General features: G+C 62.9%; 13 protein-coding genes. 8 read left to right on the top strand and 5 right to left on the bottom strand.

Annotation, left to right across the window (positions count from 1 at the left end; genetic code table 11):
- Positions 1-8 precede the first annotated feature (8 nt).
- From AC3WWH_RS19345 to AC3WWH_RS19325, 5 genes are all read right to left on the bottom strand, one after another.
- Positions 9-830 carry a carbohydrate ABC transporter permease gene (locus AC3WWH_RS19345; RefSeq protein ID WP_058324431.1) on the bottom strand — a complete coding sequence of 274 codons (822 nt, stop codon included), beginning with the start codon at positions 828-830 and terminating at the stop codon, positions 9-11.
- The gene (locus tag AC3WWH_RS19340; protein ID WP_057255556.1) at positions 827-1,726 is read right to left on the bottom strand and encodes a carbohydrate ABC transporter permease; all 900 of its coding nucleotides are present in this window, start codon (positions 1,724-1,726) and stop codon (positions 827-829) included. The genes AC3WWH_RS19345 and AC3WWH_RS19340 overlap by 4 nt, the downstream gene beginning before the upstream one ends.
- A gap of 82 nt (positions 1,727-1,808) precedes the next feature.
- Entirely contained in the window at positions 1,809-3,077 is a 1,269-nt protein-coding gene (locus tag AC3WWH_RS19335; RefSeq protein WP_058324430.1) for an ABC transporter substrate-binding protein, read from the bottom strand.
- A 126-nt stretch (positions 3,078-3,203) separates the two neighbouring features.
- Positions 3,204-4,232 (bottom strand): LacI family DNA-binding transcriptional regulator, encoded by a 1,029-nt coding sequence (locus AC3WWH_RS19330; RefSeq protein ID WP_058324429.1) that lies wholly within the window; start codon positions 4,230-4,232, stop codon positions 3,204-3,206.
- Between the two features lie 136 nt (positions 4,233-4,368).
- A complete protein-coding gene (locus AC3WWH_RS19325) occupies positions 4,369-5,256 on the bottom strand; it encodes a LysR family transcriptional regulator (protein ID WP_162752549.1) in 888 nt (295 codons plus the stop codon).
- A 91-nt stretch (positions 5,257-5,347) separates the two neighbouring features.
- Between AC3WWH_RS19325 and AC3WWH_RS19320 the strand changes: the two genes are divergently transcribed.
- The 8 genes from AC3WWH_RS19320 to AC3WWH_RS19285 form a co-directional block, all read left to right on the top strand.
- A complete protein-coding gene (locus AC3WWH_RS19320; protein WP_058324427.1) occupies positions 5,348-6,247 on the top strand; it encodes an EamA family transporter in 900 nt (299 codons plus the stop codon).
- A 215-nt stretch (positions 6,248-6,462) separates the two neighbouring features.
- A complete protein-coding gene (gene ytfQ, locus AC3WWH_RS19315) occupies positions 6,463-7,425 on the top strand; it encodes a galactofuranose ABC transporter, galactofuranose-binding protein YtfQ (RefSeq protein WP_058324426.1) in 963 nt (320 codons plus the stop codon).
- A 135-nt stretch (positions 7,426-7,560) separates the two neighbouring features.
- Complete coding sequence (ytfR, locus tag AC3WWH_RS19310; RefSeq protein ID WP_058324425.1) at positions 7,561-9,075, top strand: galactofuranose ABC transporter, ATP-binding protein YtfR; 1,515 nt, start codon at positions 7,561-7,563, stop codon at positions 9,073-9,075.
- Positions 9,072-10,097, top strand: coding sequence for an ABC transporter permease (locus AC3WWH_RS19305; protein ID WP_058324424.1), 1,026 nt, complete (start codon positions 9,072-9,074; stop codon positions 10,095-10,097). Before ytfR ends, AC3WWH_RS19305 begins: the two co-directional genes overlap by 4 nt.
- Positions 10,094-11,062 carry a galactofuranose ABC transporter, permease protein YjfF gene (yjfF, locus tag AC3WWH_RS19300; protein WP_058324423.1) on the top strand — a complete coding sequence of 323 codons (969 nt, stop codon included), beginning with the start codon at positions 10,094-10,096 and terminating at the stop codon, positions 11,060-11,062. Before AC3WWH_RS19305 ends, yjfF begins: the two co-directional genes overlap by 4 nt.
- A gap of 18 nt (positions 11,063-11,080) precedes the next feature.
- On the top strand, positions 11,081-11,809 hold the full coding sequence (locus tag AC3WWH_RS19295; RefSeq protein ID WP_492377172.1) for a FadR/GntR family transcriptional regulator: 729 nt from the start codon (positions 11,081-11,083) through the stop codon (positions 11,807-11,809).
- A gap of 144 nt (positions 11,810-11,953) precedes the next feature.
- A complete protein-coding gene (locus tag AC3WWH_RS19290; protein ID WP_492377171.1) occupies positions 11,954-13,471 on the top strand; it encodes an FAD-dependent monooxygenase in 1,518 nt (505 codons plus the stop codon).
- A 158-nt stretch (positions 13,472-13,629) separates the two neighbouring features.
- Positions 13,630-13,844: transposase (locus tag AC3WWH_RS19285; RefSeq protein ID WP_492377170.1), on the top strand; the 215-nt coding region annotated here is incomplete at its 3' end.

Genomic DNA, 13,844 nt, shown 5'->3' with positions numbered 1-13,844 from the left:
CATCATTCCTATTTGACTGAGCCCAGCATTCCCTGGACGAATTGGCGTTGCATGAAGAAGAAGACCGCGAGGGTGGGAAGCGTCGCGAGAATGGTGCCGACCATGACGACGCCGTAATCGGGGTAGTAGGCGGAGGCGAGCGAGGAGACGACGAGAGTGATTGTCTTCGTCTCGTTCGACTGCAGCACGATTAGCGGCCAGAGATAGTTGTTCCAGGCCGTCATGAAGACGATGATGAAGGCGGCCGCATAGGTCGAGCGCATCACCGGCACGTAGATGTAGAGAAAAATCTGCCATTCCTTCAGCCCGTCGACCTTGGCCGCGTCGCGCAGCTCCGAAGGGAACGCCTTGGTGCACTGGCGGAAGTAAAAGACGATGAAGGCCGAGCCGATCGACGGCAAGACGACGGCGAGGTGGGTGTTGATGAGGCCCGCCTTGCCCATCATGATGAAGAGCGGGATCATCAGCGCCGCAAACGGGATCATCATCGTCAACAGTAAGGCGCTGTAGATCCGGTCGCGGTTGCGCGAGCGGAACATCTCGAAGCCATAGCCGGCAAGCGACGAGACGGCGAGCGTCAGCGCCGTCGCCAGAATGGCGATCTTGGCCGAGTTCCAGAAGACCAGCGGCGCGTTCACCTGGGTGAAGAAGGTGGTGATGTTGGTGGCGAGCGCGCTGCCCGGCAGCATCTTGCCCTTGATGATGTCGATCGACGAATTGGTGGCGCCGAGCAGCATCCAGACGAAGGGGAAGATCGAGAGAAAGGCCATCAGCCCGACGAAGCCGTAGGTGACGATGGCGGTTGCGATGCGTGCGGATCCGTTGTTCATCGGTCGCGCTCCCGTGCCGCGAAGAACTGAAGGCAGGCGAGCAGGGCGACGAGCACGACGATCACGTAGGAGACCGTCGCCGCGTAGCCGAAGTTCGGCATGAAACGGAAGGTCAGGTTGTAGATGTAGAGCGACAGCGTCAGCGTCGCGTTGGACGGTCCGCCCTTGCCCTCGGTCAGATTGTAGACCTCGTCGAAGAGCTGGATCGTGCCGATGGTCGAGATGATCGTGGTGAACAGGATGACGGGCTTCAACAGCGGGATGGTGATGTGGGTGAAGCGCGCCCAGGCGGGCACCCCGTCGATACGGGCCACCTCATAGATCGACTTGTCGATGTTCTGCATCGCCGCCAGGTAGAAGATCATGTTGTAGCCGGTCCAGCGCCAGGTGATGGCGATGATGACGAGCACCTTCGCCCAGAAGGGATGCGTCAGCCACGGGATCGGCGAGGCGATGATGCCGATCGCCTCAAGCGTCGAGTTGACGATGCCGTCGAGCGCGAACATGCCTTTGAACAGCACCGAATAGGCGACGAGCGAGGTGACGCAGGGCAGGAAGATGGCGGTGCGGAAGAAGCCGCGGCCGACGAGCCTCGGATTGTTGAGCAATGACGCCAGGATTAGCGCCAGCAAGATCATGATCGGCACCTGCACGACGAAATAGGTCAGCGTGTTGGTGAGCGCCTTGATGAAGACCGGGTCGTTCCAGAGACGGACGATGTTGGCGAAGCCGGCGAATTTCAGCATCATGCCGCGGCCGGACTGGAACGACATCCAGAGCGACCAGACGATCGGATAGATCATGAAAAGGGCGATCAGCCCGAGCGCCGGCGCAACGAAGAGCCAGCCATTGACGTTGTAGTATCGGCCGATGCCGCCGCGGCGCGCGAGAGCCATCATCATCCCCATGGATAGCAGGAGCCGTTGACCGCGGCGCAATCGCCACGGCCAGGAGTGGTGCAGACAATCGCCGTAGCGATTACTGGACCTGTGCGCTGACCTCGGCGTCGATCGCCTTCAGCACGTCGTCGACAGGTGTTCCCTGCTGCAGCGCCGGCAATTGCGCGGTGACCGCGGTGTCCGCCTCGTTGGTGAAGACGCCGTAGTTGACCGAGGGAACCTTCGCGAGCCAGTCGGAGAAGTTCTGCCAGACCTTTTCACCGCCGAAGAAGGCATCGGCCTCGCCATAGGCGGCCCCGCCACGGGCAGCGAGCAGCGAGCCGACGGCGCCGCGGTCCTGCAGGATCGTCTGGTAGAAATCGACGTCCTTGGCGTAGACCGCGTTCAGGAAGTCGATCGCCTCGGCTTTCTCCGCCGAGCTTTCGAGCACGTACCAGCTCGATCCGCCGAGGTTCGAGGCGTGCGTCGCGCCGTCGATCGAAAGGGCCGGGATCGGCGCCACGCCCCACTTGCCCGACTGGTCCGGCTGCGCCTTGACGGTGCCGGTGATCCAGACGCCGGTGATGACGGTGGCGACGTCACCGGAAGTGAAGGTTCCGACCCAGTCGGCCCAGCCGGCGGCCGGCTTGTAGATGTTGGAAGACATGATCTTGCCGACCGTCTCCAGCGCTCCCTTCAGCGCGGCGTTGCCGGTGATGTTTGCCTTGCCTTCCCTGTCGAAGTACCATTGCCCGGCCGATTGCATGATGATGCGCACGAGGCCGGCGTCGGTCGGGTCGAGACCCATCATCTTCTTGCCGGTCTTGGCTTCGACCTGCTGGCCGATCTCGATGAAGCGGTCCCAGGTGATGTCCTGCATGTCCTCGGGCTTGAAGCCGGCCTGCTCCAGATAGTCCTTGCGATAATAGAGGCCGGTGACGCCGGAATCGAAGGGCATGCCATAGACCTGGCCATCCAGCGTCATCAGCTCGACCTTGTAGGGAGCGAAGCCGGAATAATCGACCGTGCCGGAGAGCGGCGCGAAGGCGCCGGGGAACGATTGCAGATATTTCTGCGCGCCATAATCCTCGATCAGCACGATGTCGGGCAGCGCGTCTGCAGTGCCGGACGAAAGGCCGGTCTGCAGCTTCTGCTCGACGTCGGCCTTGGCGAAATCGACGATGTTGAAGGTGACGTCAGGATGCGTCTTGGTATAACGCGCGCCAGCCTCCTTCATGATCGCAACGTTGAAGTTGGGATCCCAGCACCAGACGGTGATTTCCTTGGCTTGCGCCGCAGTCACCGCCAAGAGGCTGGCGCCGGCGAGCGCGATGGCGCTAAAGCGCGGCAGATAGATACGCATGTCCATTGTTTTCCTCCCTTGAATTTCGTTCCCCGAGACGTTCCTCCTGGTCTCGGCGCGGAGTATTTCGCAAAATTCTGAAGAAGGCAATATTTCAGTAAATTTTTACTACCGTGTTTTTTACCGGCTGTATTACGGGCCAGCAACGGAGCCCGTCGTGGCCGTGCTGCCGCGCCAGACCATCTCTGTTCCGAGGATCACCTTCTTGGCGACGTCGCGTCCGGTCAGGCGCTCGATCAATAGGTCGACGGCAGTCTCGCCGATCATTTCGGCCGGGATCTTGACCGTCGAAAGCGGCGGGCCGAGAAACTGCGCGACCGGGATGTCGTTAAAGCTTGCCACGGCGACATCGTCAGGGATTCGAAGGCCCATCTCGTGAATGGCCCGGTAGGCGCCGATCGCCATGTTGTCGTTGCAGGTGACCAGGATCTTGGGCGGGTTGGGTTTCGACAGCATCGCCTTGGCGAGCGTATAGCCGCTGTCCGGCGTCAGCTTCTCGACCATACAGAGTTCCGGATCGTAGAGGCCGGCCTTCGTCATCCAGTGGATGAACGCGCGGCAGCGGCGCTCCGAATGGATGTCGTCCTTGTCGCGGAAGGCGTCGATCCAGCCGAGAAAGCCGATTCGGCGGTACCCCATGCCGTATATGCCTTGAAGCAGGCGGTTCATGGCCACGGACACGTCGCTCATCACGCTGTCGTCGACATCGTCGTCGGGGGCGAAATCCGCAAAGACCAGGTGGCGGCTGTGCCGCCGCAGCCAGTGGACCTCTTCGCCGTAGTGGTGGCCGACGGCAACGACGCCGTTGGCGCCCTGCAGGATCGCCGCCTCCGGCAGGTTGCCGTTGTGGAAGACCTTGACCACCTCGATCTTCAGCGCCTGGCAACGGTTTTCGATGCCGAGCCTGACGCCGACATAATAGGGATCGATCAGCTCTTGGGCGGGCTGGAGGAAATGCACCAGCGCGAATTTCAGGCCCTGCATCGGTCCCGCGCCGCGCCCGCGGTTGCGGGGCGTCGCATAGTTCAGCGCCTCGGCCGTTTCGATGATCGCCTGTCGCTTCTTGGTGGAGATCGAAAGCGTCGGATCGTAATTCAGCACCCGTGAGACGGTCGCCGAAGAAACCCCGACAGCCGAAGCGATTTCCTTGATTGTTACCATGTCCAACGTCCTGCCCGCCGCCACAACCCAGGCTTCGGGCGCGGCGCAATCTTTATTTAGTAAAATTTTGCTCGGGTTTTTTCAATCTCTGGGCGTTGTATTTCGTTCGTCGAGCGTGACGCAACCGCGGTCGAGATCACGCTGCGCGGCCGGTTGCCAATGCCTGCGCCTGAAGCTCTTCGGAAAGGAACGCCCACAGTGCTGAGACCGGGCGGGATGACAGGCCCTGGTCATTGGCCGCGAAAAGCCCGAGTTCGATCACCGGGGCGGGCGGCAGGCCCTCTTCGGTCCCGAGGACCCGCATCGTGTTGGCGCGGATATTGAGATCCAGCAGAACGGCGATGCCGAGCCCTGCCTCGATCATCGACTGGATCGAGGAGAGGCTGGCGCTCGTCAGCACCGTGCGCCAAGGCCGATCCCCGCCCTTCAGCGCTTCAATCATCTTGTGGCGCCAGGTGCAGACCCCGTCGAAGGTGACGAGCGGCAAAGGCCCTTCCTGCGGGAGCACAAAACCGCGCGCCGCGACCCAGCGCAGCGGCAGCCGCCAGGTGAGGATCGGCTCACCACGGATCAGGGCCGGATCGCCGATCGCGACATCGAGCTGACCCTGCGACAGCTTCTCCGACAACACGGTGCTTTCGGTGACCGTCAGTTCGAGCGCCACGTTCGGATGATATTCGGCGAAGCGCTGCAGTGCCCTTGGCAGCGAGCCGACGGCGATGTCCTCGATCATGCCGAAGCGGATCGGGCCCTGGAGCGCCTGCCCGGCGAGCGCTCGCCGGGCTCCTTCGCTCAGCCCCAGCATCTTCTGGGCATAGGGAAACAGCACATGCCCGGCTTCGGTCAGGTCCATGCCCCTGGTGCTGCGGTTCAAAAGCCTGGCGCCGACATCGTCCTCCAGCCGGCGCAACTGCATGCTGACGGCGGCTTGAGTCCGTGCCAACCGCTGGGCAGCACCGCTGACGCTGCCGCATTCGGCGGTCACGACGAAGGCGCGCAGCAGGCCGATGTCCAGATCATGCATATAACGATCCCTTATGACGACATCACAACTATTAGCGTTCATTATTGTGCCGGGATTGCTATGTCTGTTCAAGCCCAACGGGAGAACGGACATGGCGGAAACGGAGACGACTGCGGATAGCGGCTGGAGCGCGCAGGGTAGGACGGACGATTCCCCAGGGCGTGTCTCTGTCGCGATCGTTTTTTGTTTGCTCTCCATGTCGAGTGTGCAGTTCGGCGCTGCACTCTCCAAGCCGGCGATGGAAAGCGTCGGGGCTTTTGGCGCGACCTGGCTGCGGCTCTCCTGGGCGGCGGCATTCCTGCTGCTCCTCGTCCGGCCCGCCTTCCTCAGCTACACCCGGGCGCAGTGGCTCTCGGCGCTTTCGCTCGGCGCCACGATGGCCGTGATGACGCTCTGTTTCTTTGCGGCCATCGCGCGCATCCCGCTCGGCCTTGCGGTGGCGATCGAGTTTCTCGGTCCGTTGACGGTCGCTGCGATTTTCGGTGGCCGTGGCTGGCGCCTGCTTTGCCCCGGTATCGCCGCTGCCGGCGTAGTCTGCCTCTCCTGGGACGGTACCGCCTGGGTGGCGGATACGCGTGGGCTGCTCTTCGCCTTCGGCGCGGCGATCGGCTGGGGCGGCTACATCGTGCTGATGAAACAGGCCGGCCAGCGCTTCAGGGGATTGGAGGGGCTTGCCGTTTCGCTGTTGTTTGCTGCAGTCTTCGCGACGCCGTTCGGGCTGCATCAGGTTCAATCCGGTTTCTCCTTCGACATGCTGCTGATGACGGCTGGGCTCGCCATCCTCGTGCCGCTGCTCCCCTACGCGCTCGAGTTCATGGCGCTGCGTCGCATGCAGCCGTCCGCCTTCGGCATCCTGATGAGCCTGGAACCGGCGATGGGGGCCGGTGCCGGCTTCCTCGTTCTCGGGCAGGCGCTCTCCCTCAACCAGATCTTCGGCGTGGTTCTCGTGATGACCGCCAGCGCCGCCGGCACGTTGCTGGCGAAAGCCTAGCGCTTAGCGGCAGGCGCCTGTTCTCACCCGCCAATCCTCTGAACGTTCCGACGCTCCCGCGTCGGGGTCGGCCTGCCCGCGTTCAGCCTTCTGCGACCTCCGATGAATTTCATCGACGTCTTGCGCGTTAGATGAAAAGTGCCCGTTTACAAAAGTAATATTATATGATTTTTTCTCGATGGCTGCGTGGAGGCAGCTTTCTTTGGGAGGACATCATGAAAATCGCCAAGGCACTTGCGAGTGCAACGATCTTTGCTGCCTGCACGTTCGGCAGTGCTTCCGCGGCCGATCTGGTCGTCGGCTTTTCGCAGATCGGCTCGGAGTCCGGCTGGCGCGCCGCCGAGACGACGCTGACCAAGCAGCAGGCAGAGCAGCGCGGCATCGACCTTAAATTCGCAGATGCGCAGCAGAAACAGGAAAACCAGATCAAGGCGATCCGCTCCTTCATCGCGCAGGGCGTGAACGCCATCCTCGTCGCCCCGGTTGTCGCTACCGGCTGGGACGAGGTGCTGCAGGAAGCAAAGGACGCGGAAATTCCGGTCATCCTGCTCGACCGCACCGTCGACGCCTCGAAGGACCTCTACCTGACGGCCGTGACGTCCGATCTCGTGCATGAGGGCAACGTCGCCGGCAAATGGCTGGTCGACGCCACGGCAGGCAAGCCCTGCAACGTCGTCGAGCTTCAGGGCACGACCGGCTCCTCGCCGGCAATCGACCGCAAGAAGGGCTTTGAGCAGGCGCTTTCCGGCCACGACAACCTGAAAATCGTCCGCAGCCAGACCGGTGACTTCACCCGCACCAAGGGCAAGGAAGTCATGGAGAGCTTCTTGAAAGCCGAGGACGGCGGCAAGAACATCTGCGCGCTCTATGCCCACAACGACGACATGGCGGTCGGCGCCATCCAGGCGATCAAGGAAGCCGGCCTGAAGCCGGGCAAGGATATCCTTGTCGTCTCGATCGATGCGGTTCCGGACATCTTCCAGGCGATGGCCGCCGGCGAAGCCAATGCCACGGTCGAGCTGACGCCGAACATGGCCGGCCCCGCCTTCGACGCGCTTGCCGCGTACCAGAAGGATGGCACGGCGCCGCCGAAGTGGATCCAGACGGAATCGAAACTCTACACTCAAGCCGACGAGCCGCTGAAGGTCTACGAGGAAAAGAAGGGCCTCGGCTACTGATGTCGGCAGTGGCCCGCGCTGCTTCTCGCGCGGGCCACGCTCTTTTCCAAGTTTCCGGCTGAAGAAGCGCTGCTTGCCGCAGACAGGCGCCGTGCTTCTCGTCCGACAGATACCAGCATCGCGGAGACGGTACCGATGCAGACCAGTGACCACATTCTCCAGGCGATCCGGATCGAAAAGACCTTCCCGGGAACGAGGGCCCTCGACAAGGTCGATTTTCACCTGCGGCGCGGAGAAGTTCATGCGCTGCTTGGCGAAAACGGCGCCGGCAAGTCTACTCTCATCAAATGCCTGACCGGTGCCTACCGCCGCGACGGCGGCGCCATCCTGCTCGAAACCACGGAGGTCGATCCGCGCGACACGTTCGAGGCCCAGACGCTCGGTATCGGCACCGTCTACCAGGAGGTCAACCTGCTGGCGAACCTGACGGTTGCCGAAAATCTCTACCTCGGGCGCCAGCCCCGGCGCTTCGGCATGGTCGACGTTAGCGCCATGAACCGGCGCGCGCAGGAGCTGCTTGCCGACTATGAACTCGACATCGACGTCACCCGCGATCTTGCAAGCTATTCGGTCGCGATCCAGCAGGTCGTCGCCATCGCCCGTGCTGTAGATCTCTCAGGCAAGGTGTTGATCCTCGACGAGCCGACGGCAAGTCTCGACGCGCACGAGGTGGCGATGCTGTTTCGCATTGTCCGGCGCCTCAAGGCGCGTGGGCTCGGCATCATCTTCGTCACCCACTTCCTTGAACAGGTCTATGAGATTTCCGACCGGATAACGGTGCTCAGGAACGGGCAACTCGTCGGAACCCGTGAAACTGCCAATCTTGATCGGCGCGAACTGATCGCGATGATGATCGGCCGTGAACTGGCGGCGGAAATCCACGCGCCGCACGCGCAGGCCCAGGAAGGACCGTTGCGCTACCGGTTTCGCAATTACGGTCGCAAGGGTCGCGTCCGTCCCTTCGACCTCGAGGTGCGTGCCGGCGAAGTTGTCGGCATGGCTGGCCTGCTCGGTTCCGGTCGCACGGAAACCGCGGAGCTTCTCTTCGGGGCCCATCGTGCCGACAGCGGCGAGGCCGAGATCGACGGCCGTGTGGTCGATCTCTCATCGCCGCGTGCCGCCATTCGCCACAGATTCGGTTTCTGCCCGGAAGATCGTAAGACATCAGGCATCATCGGCGACCTCTCGGTACGCGAGAACATCGTGCTCGCGCTGCAGGCGCGCCGTGGCTGGACGCGGCCGATCGCCCGGGCGGAACAGAACCGGCTGGCGGACCACTACATCCGCGCGCTCGATATCCGCACGGCCGATCGCGAAAAGCCAATCAAGCTCTTGTCCGGCGGCAACCAGCAGAAGGCGATCCTGGCGCGCTGGCTCGCGACCGAGCCCGAATTCCTGATTCTCGACGAACCGACGCGCGGTATCGACGTCGGCGCCCATGCGGAGATCGTCAAGCTCATCGAGGCGCTGCGCGAGAAGGGGCTGTCGCTGATCGTCGTCTCCTCGGAGATCGAGGAACTGGTCGCCTACAGCACCCGGGTCATCGTGCTTCGGGACCGCGCCCATGTCGCAGAACTCGACGGCAACCGGATCACTGCCGATCAGATCGTCGAGGCGATTGCCGCAACCAATGAAAGGAGGACGTCGTGACGTCGTTCCTCAGGCTCTATTTCAACCGGTTGCTGCCGCAACTGATCGCGCTTGGCATCATCATCGTCGCGGTTTCGCTCGTGTTTCCCGGCTTCCTCAACCTGGAAATCCAGAACGACCGGCTTTATGGCAGCCTCATCGACATCCTCAATCGCGGCGCCCCTGTGGTGCTGCTGGCAATCGGCATGACCGTCGTCATTGCTACCAAGGGCATCGACCTCTCGGTCGGCGCGGTCATGGCGATCTGCGGCGCTACCGCGGCGGCTTGTATCACGTCGGGGCATTCGGTCGCCGCAACCCTGCTGATCACGCTTGCCGTCGGTATCCTTTGCGGTCTGTGGAACGGGGTGCTGGTGGCGGTGCTCGACATCCAGCCGATCATCGCGACACTGGTCCTGATGGTCGCCGGGCGCGGTATTGCCCAGCTCATCACCGAGGGCGCGATCCTGACCTTCAATGATCCCGGCCTCGCCTTCATCGGCAGCGGTTCCTTCGCGGGCCTGCCGATGCCGGTCGTGATCTGGCTGGTCTTCGGCGTGCTGATCGCCATGCTCGTCCGACGGACGGCGCTCGGCATGCTGATCGAAGCGATCGGCGTCAATCGTCAGGCGAGTACGCTGTCCGGCGTGCTAACGCCCGTGCTGCTGATCGCCGCCTATGTTCTTTCCGGCCTTTGTGCGGCCATTGCCGGCATCATTGCCGCCGCCGATATTCGTGGCGCCGATGCCAACAATGCCGGGCTCTGGCTGGAGCTCGATGCCATTCTCGCGGTCGTGGTCGGCGGCACATCCCTGCTCGGCGGCCGCTTCAGCATTGCCGCATCGGTGCTCGGTGCGATCATCATCCAGGCGATCAACACCGGCATTCTTCTTTCCGGCTTCCCGCCGGAGTTCAACCTGATCATCAAGGCCGCGATCATCGTCTTCATCCTGGTGCTTCAGTCGCCGCGGTTCCGCACCGCCTTTTCCTTCTTGGTGCCGGCGCGTGGCGCGAGCAAAGCGAGCGAGCGAGCTGCAAAATGAAGCCTAAATATCTTCCGCTGATCGCTACGCTCGTGATCTTTCTTCTCGGCTATGCGCTTTGCGTCGCGCAGTATCCGAACATCCTCTCCACGCGGGTGATTGGAAACCTTTTGACCGACAATGCCTTCCTCGGCATCGCGGCCGTCGGGATGACCTTCGTCATCCTCTCGGGCGGCATTGATCTCTCCATCGGTTCGGTCATCGCGTTCACCGGCGTTTTCCTGGCCGTCGTGCTGGAACACACGAGCGTTCACCCGCTCATCGCCTTCGCCATGGTTCTAACGATCGCGACGCTTTTTGGCGCCGCGATGGGGGCGATCATCCACTATCTGGAGATGCCAGCCTTCATCGTCACGCTTGCGGGCATGTTTCTCGCGCGCGGTCTGGCCTTCGTGCTGTCGATCGATTCCATCCCGATCAAGCATCCATTCTACGCGACGTTGAAGAGCCTATACTTCAAGCTGCCGGGCGGCGGACGCATCACGCTGATCGGTGGGCTGATGCTGCTCGTCTTTGCGATTGGCATTCTCTTGGCGCATCGAACCCGCTTCGGCACCAATATCTACGCGCTCGGCGGCGGCGCGGCGACGGCGCGGCTGATGGGCGTGCCGGTCGCAGCGACGACCGTGCGGATCTACGCGCTTTCGGGGTTGCTGGCGGGGTTGTCCGGCATCGTCTTTTCGCTCTACACGTCCGCCGGCTACTCCCTTGCGGCCGTCGGCGTCGAACTGGACGCGATTACTGCGGTCGTCATCGGCGGGACGCTTCTGACCGGCGGTTCCGGTTTCGTTGCGGGTACATTTGTCGGCATCCTCATCCAGGGCCTGATCCAGACCTACATCACTTTCGACGGATCGCTGTCGAGCTGGTGGACGAAGATCCTGATCGGCCTTCTGCTGTTTGCTTTCATCCTCTTGCAGAAGGGCATCATCTACGTCTCGCGTCATCGCCGACAGCCGGCGTGATCTGGCAAGGACCGGGCGATGTGGCCATTCTTCCAGCCGCCGCGTAAAAGGACGAGCCACCGGCTCGTCGTCGAAGAGCTCGGCCAGGCGGTTGTCGCAGGGGAATTCGCCGTCGGCGCCATCCTGCCCGGAGACGTGGAGCTTGCGGCACGATTCAACGTCTCCCGCACGGTTCTGCGGGAAGCAATGAAGACGCTCGCCGCCAAGGGGCTCGTCGTCGCGCGCGCCCGCATCGGCACACGCGTGATGCCGCGGGCGAACTGGAATCTCTTCGACGGCGACGTGCTTTCCTGGCATTTCCGGGCCGGTGTCGATGAGGAGTTCCTGCGCCATGTCACCGAGGTCCGTCTCGCTCTGGAGCCCTATGCGGCTGGGCTGGCTGCGCGCCGCGCCACGGACACCGATATCTCCCATATGATGCGGCTGGCGGTTGCCATGGGCGACGCCGACCACAGCGCTCAGACGCTGGCCATTGCCGATCTCGAATTCCACCTCCGCCTGCTCGAAGCTTCGCTCAATCCGTTCATGCAGACCGTTGGCAGCCTGATCGAGGCGGCGCTGATCGGCGTTTTCCGGTTGAGCAACTCGGCGGCCGATGGCGCCGAGATCGATCGTGTCGCCGTCGCGCATATCCGCATCGTCGAGGAAATCCGCCTGCGCAACGAAAAAGGTGCACGAAGCGCGATGGAGCATGTGATACGCGTTGGGCAGCAACAGTTGATCGCAAATTTGAGGGCGCGCGGCTGATCCGGAGGTGAGCGCCGGACGCTCCGCAGACGAGTTGCCACAAAGCACTTTCTGCGCAGCTTGGCTTTGTCCGTCGCGTGGGCGTAGGGTCGGCGAAGATGCCGGCGCAACTTTTGCCGCCGGCGAAGGCGCGCGGAGAGCAGGGTGACGGAACAGGACGTTCTGATCGTCGGCGCTGGACCGACGGGGCTGGTGCTTGCTCTCTGGCTGACCGCCCAGGGGGTGAAGGTCCGCATCGTCGACAAGAATACCGGTCCTGGCCCGACGTTGCGGGCGATGGTGGTGCATGCCCGCACGCTCGAACTCTATCGCCAGCTAGATCTGGCGACAGCGATGATCGCGGCCGGACACCGCAACCCGTCGGTCAACCTTTGGGCGAAGGGCAGGATCAGGGCACATATCCCCTTTGGCCCCACCGGTGGGGAGCTGACGCCCTACCCTTTTGTCCTGGTCTATCCGCAGGATCATCATGAGCGCTTGCTGACCGAGCGATTGGAAACCATGGGCGTCACCGTCGAGCGGCAGACCGAGCTGGTCGACTTCGAAGACGCGGGCGGCGCGGTCCGCGCGCGCCTTCGGCTGCCTGACGGCAGCGAGGAGGTCAGCGCTGCGCGATACCTCGCTGGCTGCGATGGCGCCCGTTCAGCGGTGCGGCACAAGCTCGCTATCGGGTTTGAGGGCGGCACCTATAACCAGACTTTCTACGTGGCCGACGTCGAGGCGAGCGGCCCCACCGCCAACGGCGAGGCGCACATATCGCTCGAAAGCGGCGACTTCGTTGCGCTTCTCGCCTATGCCAAGGGGCGAGGACGCCTTATTGGCCTGGTCCGTGACGAGCGCGCGGACGCGCACAAGCTCACCTTCGAAGATGTCAGCCACCGGGCGATCGAGGGCCTGCGGCTCACCATCGACAAGGTAAACTGGTTCTCGACCTATCGCGTCCATCATCGTGTGGCTGACCGTTTTCGGGAGGGGCGTGCCTTCCTGCTGGGGGACGCGGCGCATGTGCACAGCCCTGTCGGCGGGCAGGGCATGAACACCGGGATCGGCGATGCGATCAATCTTGCGTGGAAGCTCGCGGCGGTGCTGAGGGGACGAGCGCCCGATGGTCTTCTCGACAGCTACGAGCGCGAACGCACCGGCTTCGCACACCAGCTCGTGGAGACGACCGATCGACTGTTCACCTTCGTGACGGCAGAGGGCCGCTTCGCGGACTTTTTGCGGGTCGAGATTGCGCCGGTTCTGGCAGGTGTCGCCGACCGCATAGGTGGCATCAGGGCATTTCTGTTCCGGATCCTCTCGCAAACCCAGCTGAACTATCGTGGCGGACCTTTAAGCCGCGGCAAGGCCGGCCGGGTGGACGGCGGAGATCGGCTTCCCTGGGTCTTGGTCAAAGGTCTCGACAACTACGCGCCCCTTGCCGCCATCACCTGGCAAGTTCATGTCTATGGTGCGGCGTCCGGCGCACTGAAGCAATGGTGCGGGGCGCGCGGCGTGCCGCTCCACGTATTTCCCTGGACCGAGGAGCACGCGGCCGCGGGCCTGGCCATCGATGCCGCCTATCTCTTGCGCCCCGATACCTACGTGGCGGTTGCCGCTTTGGAGCGGGCGCCCGATGTGTTCGACGCCTATCTGGCGGAAAAGGGGATCACCCTCTGCTGACGCGCGCCGTCGCAACAGGGGCCTGGCAACCCCGAAGGCAGTTCCTGTTGGGATTGCGGGGCAGGCGGATCCAACGCCGATTGGATGCCTCTAAAAACCTCCCCTTCAGCCGGTTTTCGTGATTCAATCCGGCCTGCGTGATTTGCAGGGAACGGATGATGCGTGGACAGCTAGGCTTTTGGGATTTGGACGAGCGTTACGAGCGCCTGAGTGCCGTCGGCGACCCTCTGGAGAAACTCAACAGCATCATTCCCTGGGCTGTGTTCGAGAAGCCGTTGGCGAAGGCGTTGAAGCGATCCGACGGATCGAAGGGCGGACGTCCGCCGTTTCCGGCGGTGCTGATGTTCAAGATCCTGGTGCTGCAGGCGCTCTA

It is taken from the genome of Ensifer sp. EB106-03-01-XG145, assembly GCF_058792075.1.
The sequence above is the reverse complement of the archived record's forward strand: the minus strand, read 5'-3'. Positions and strand labels throughout refer to the sequence as shown.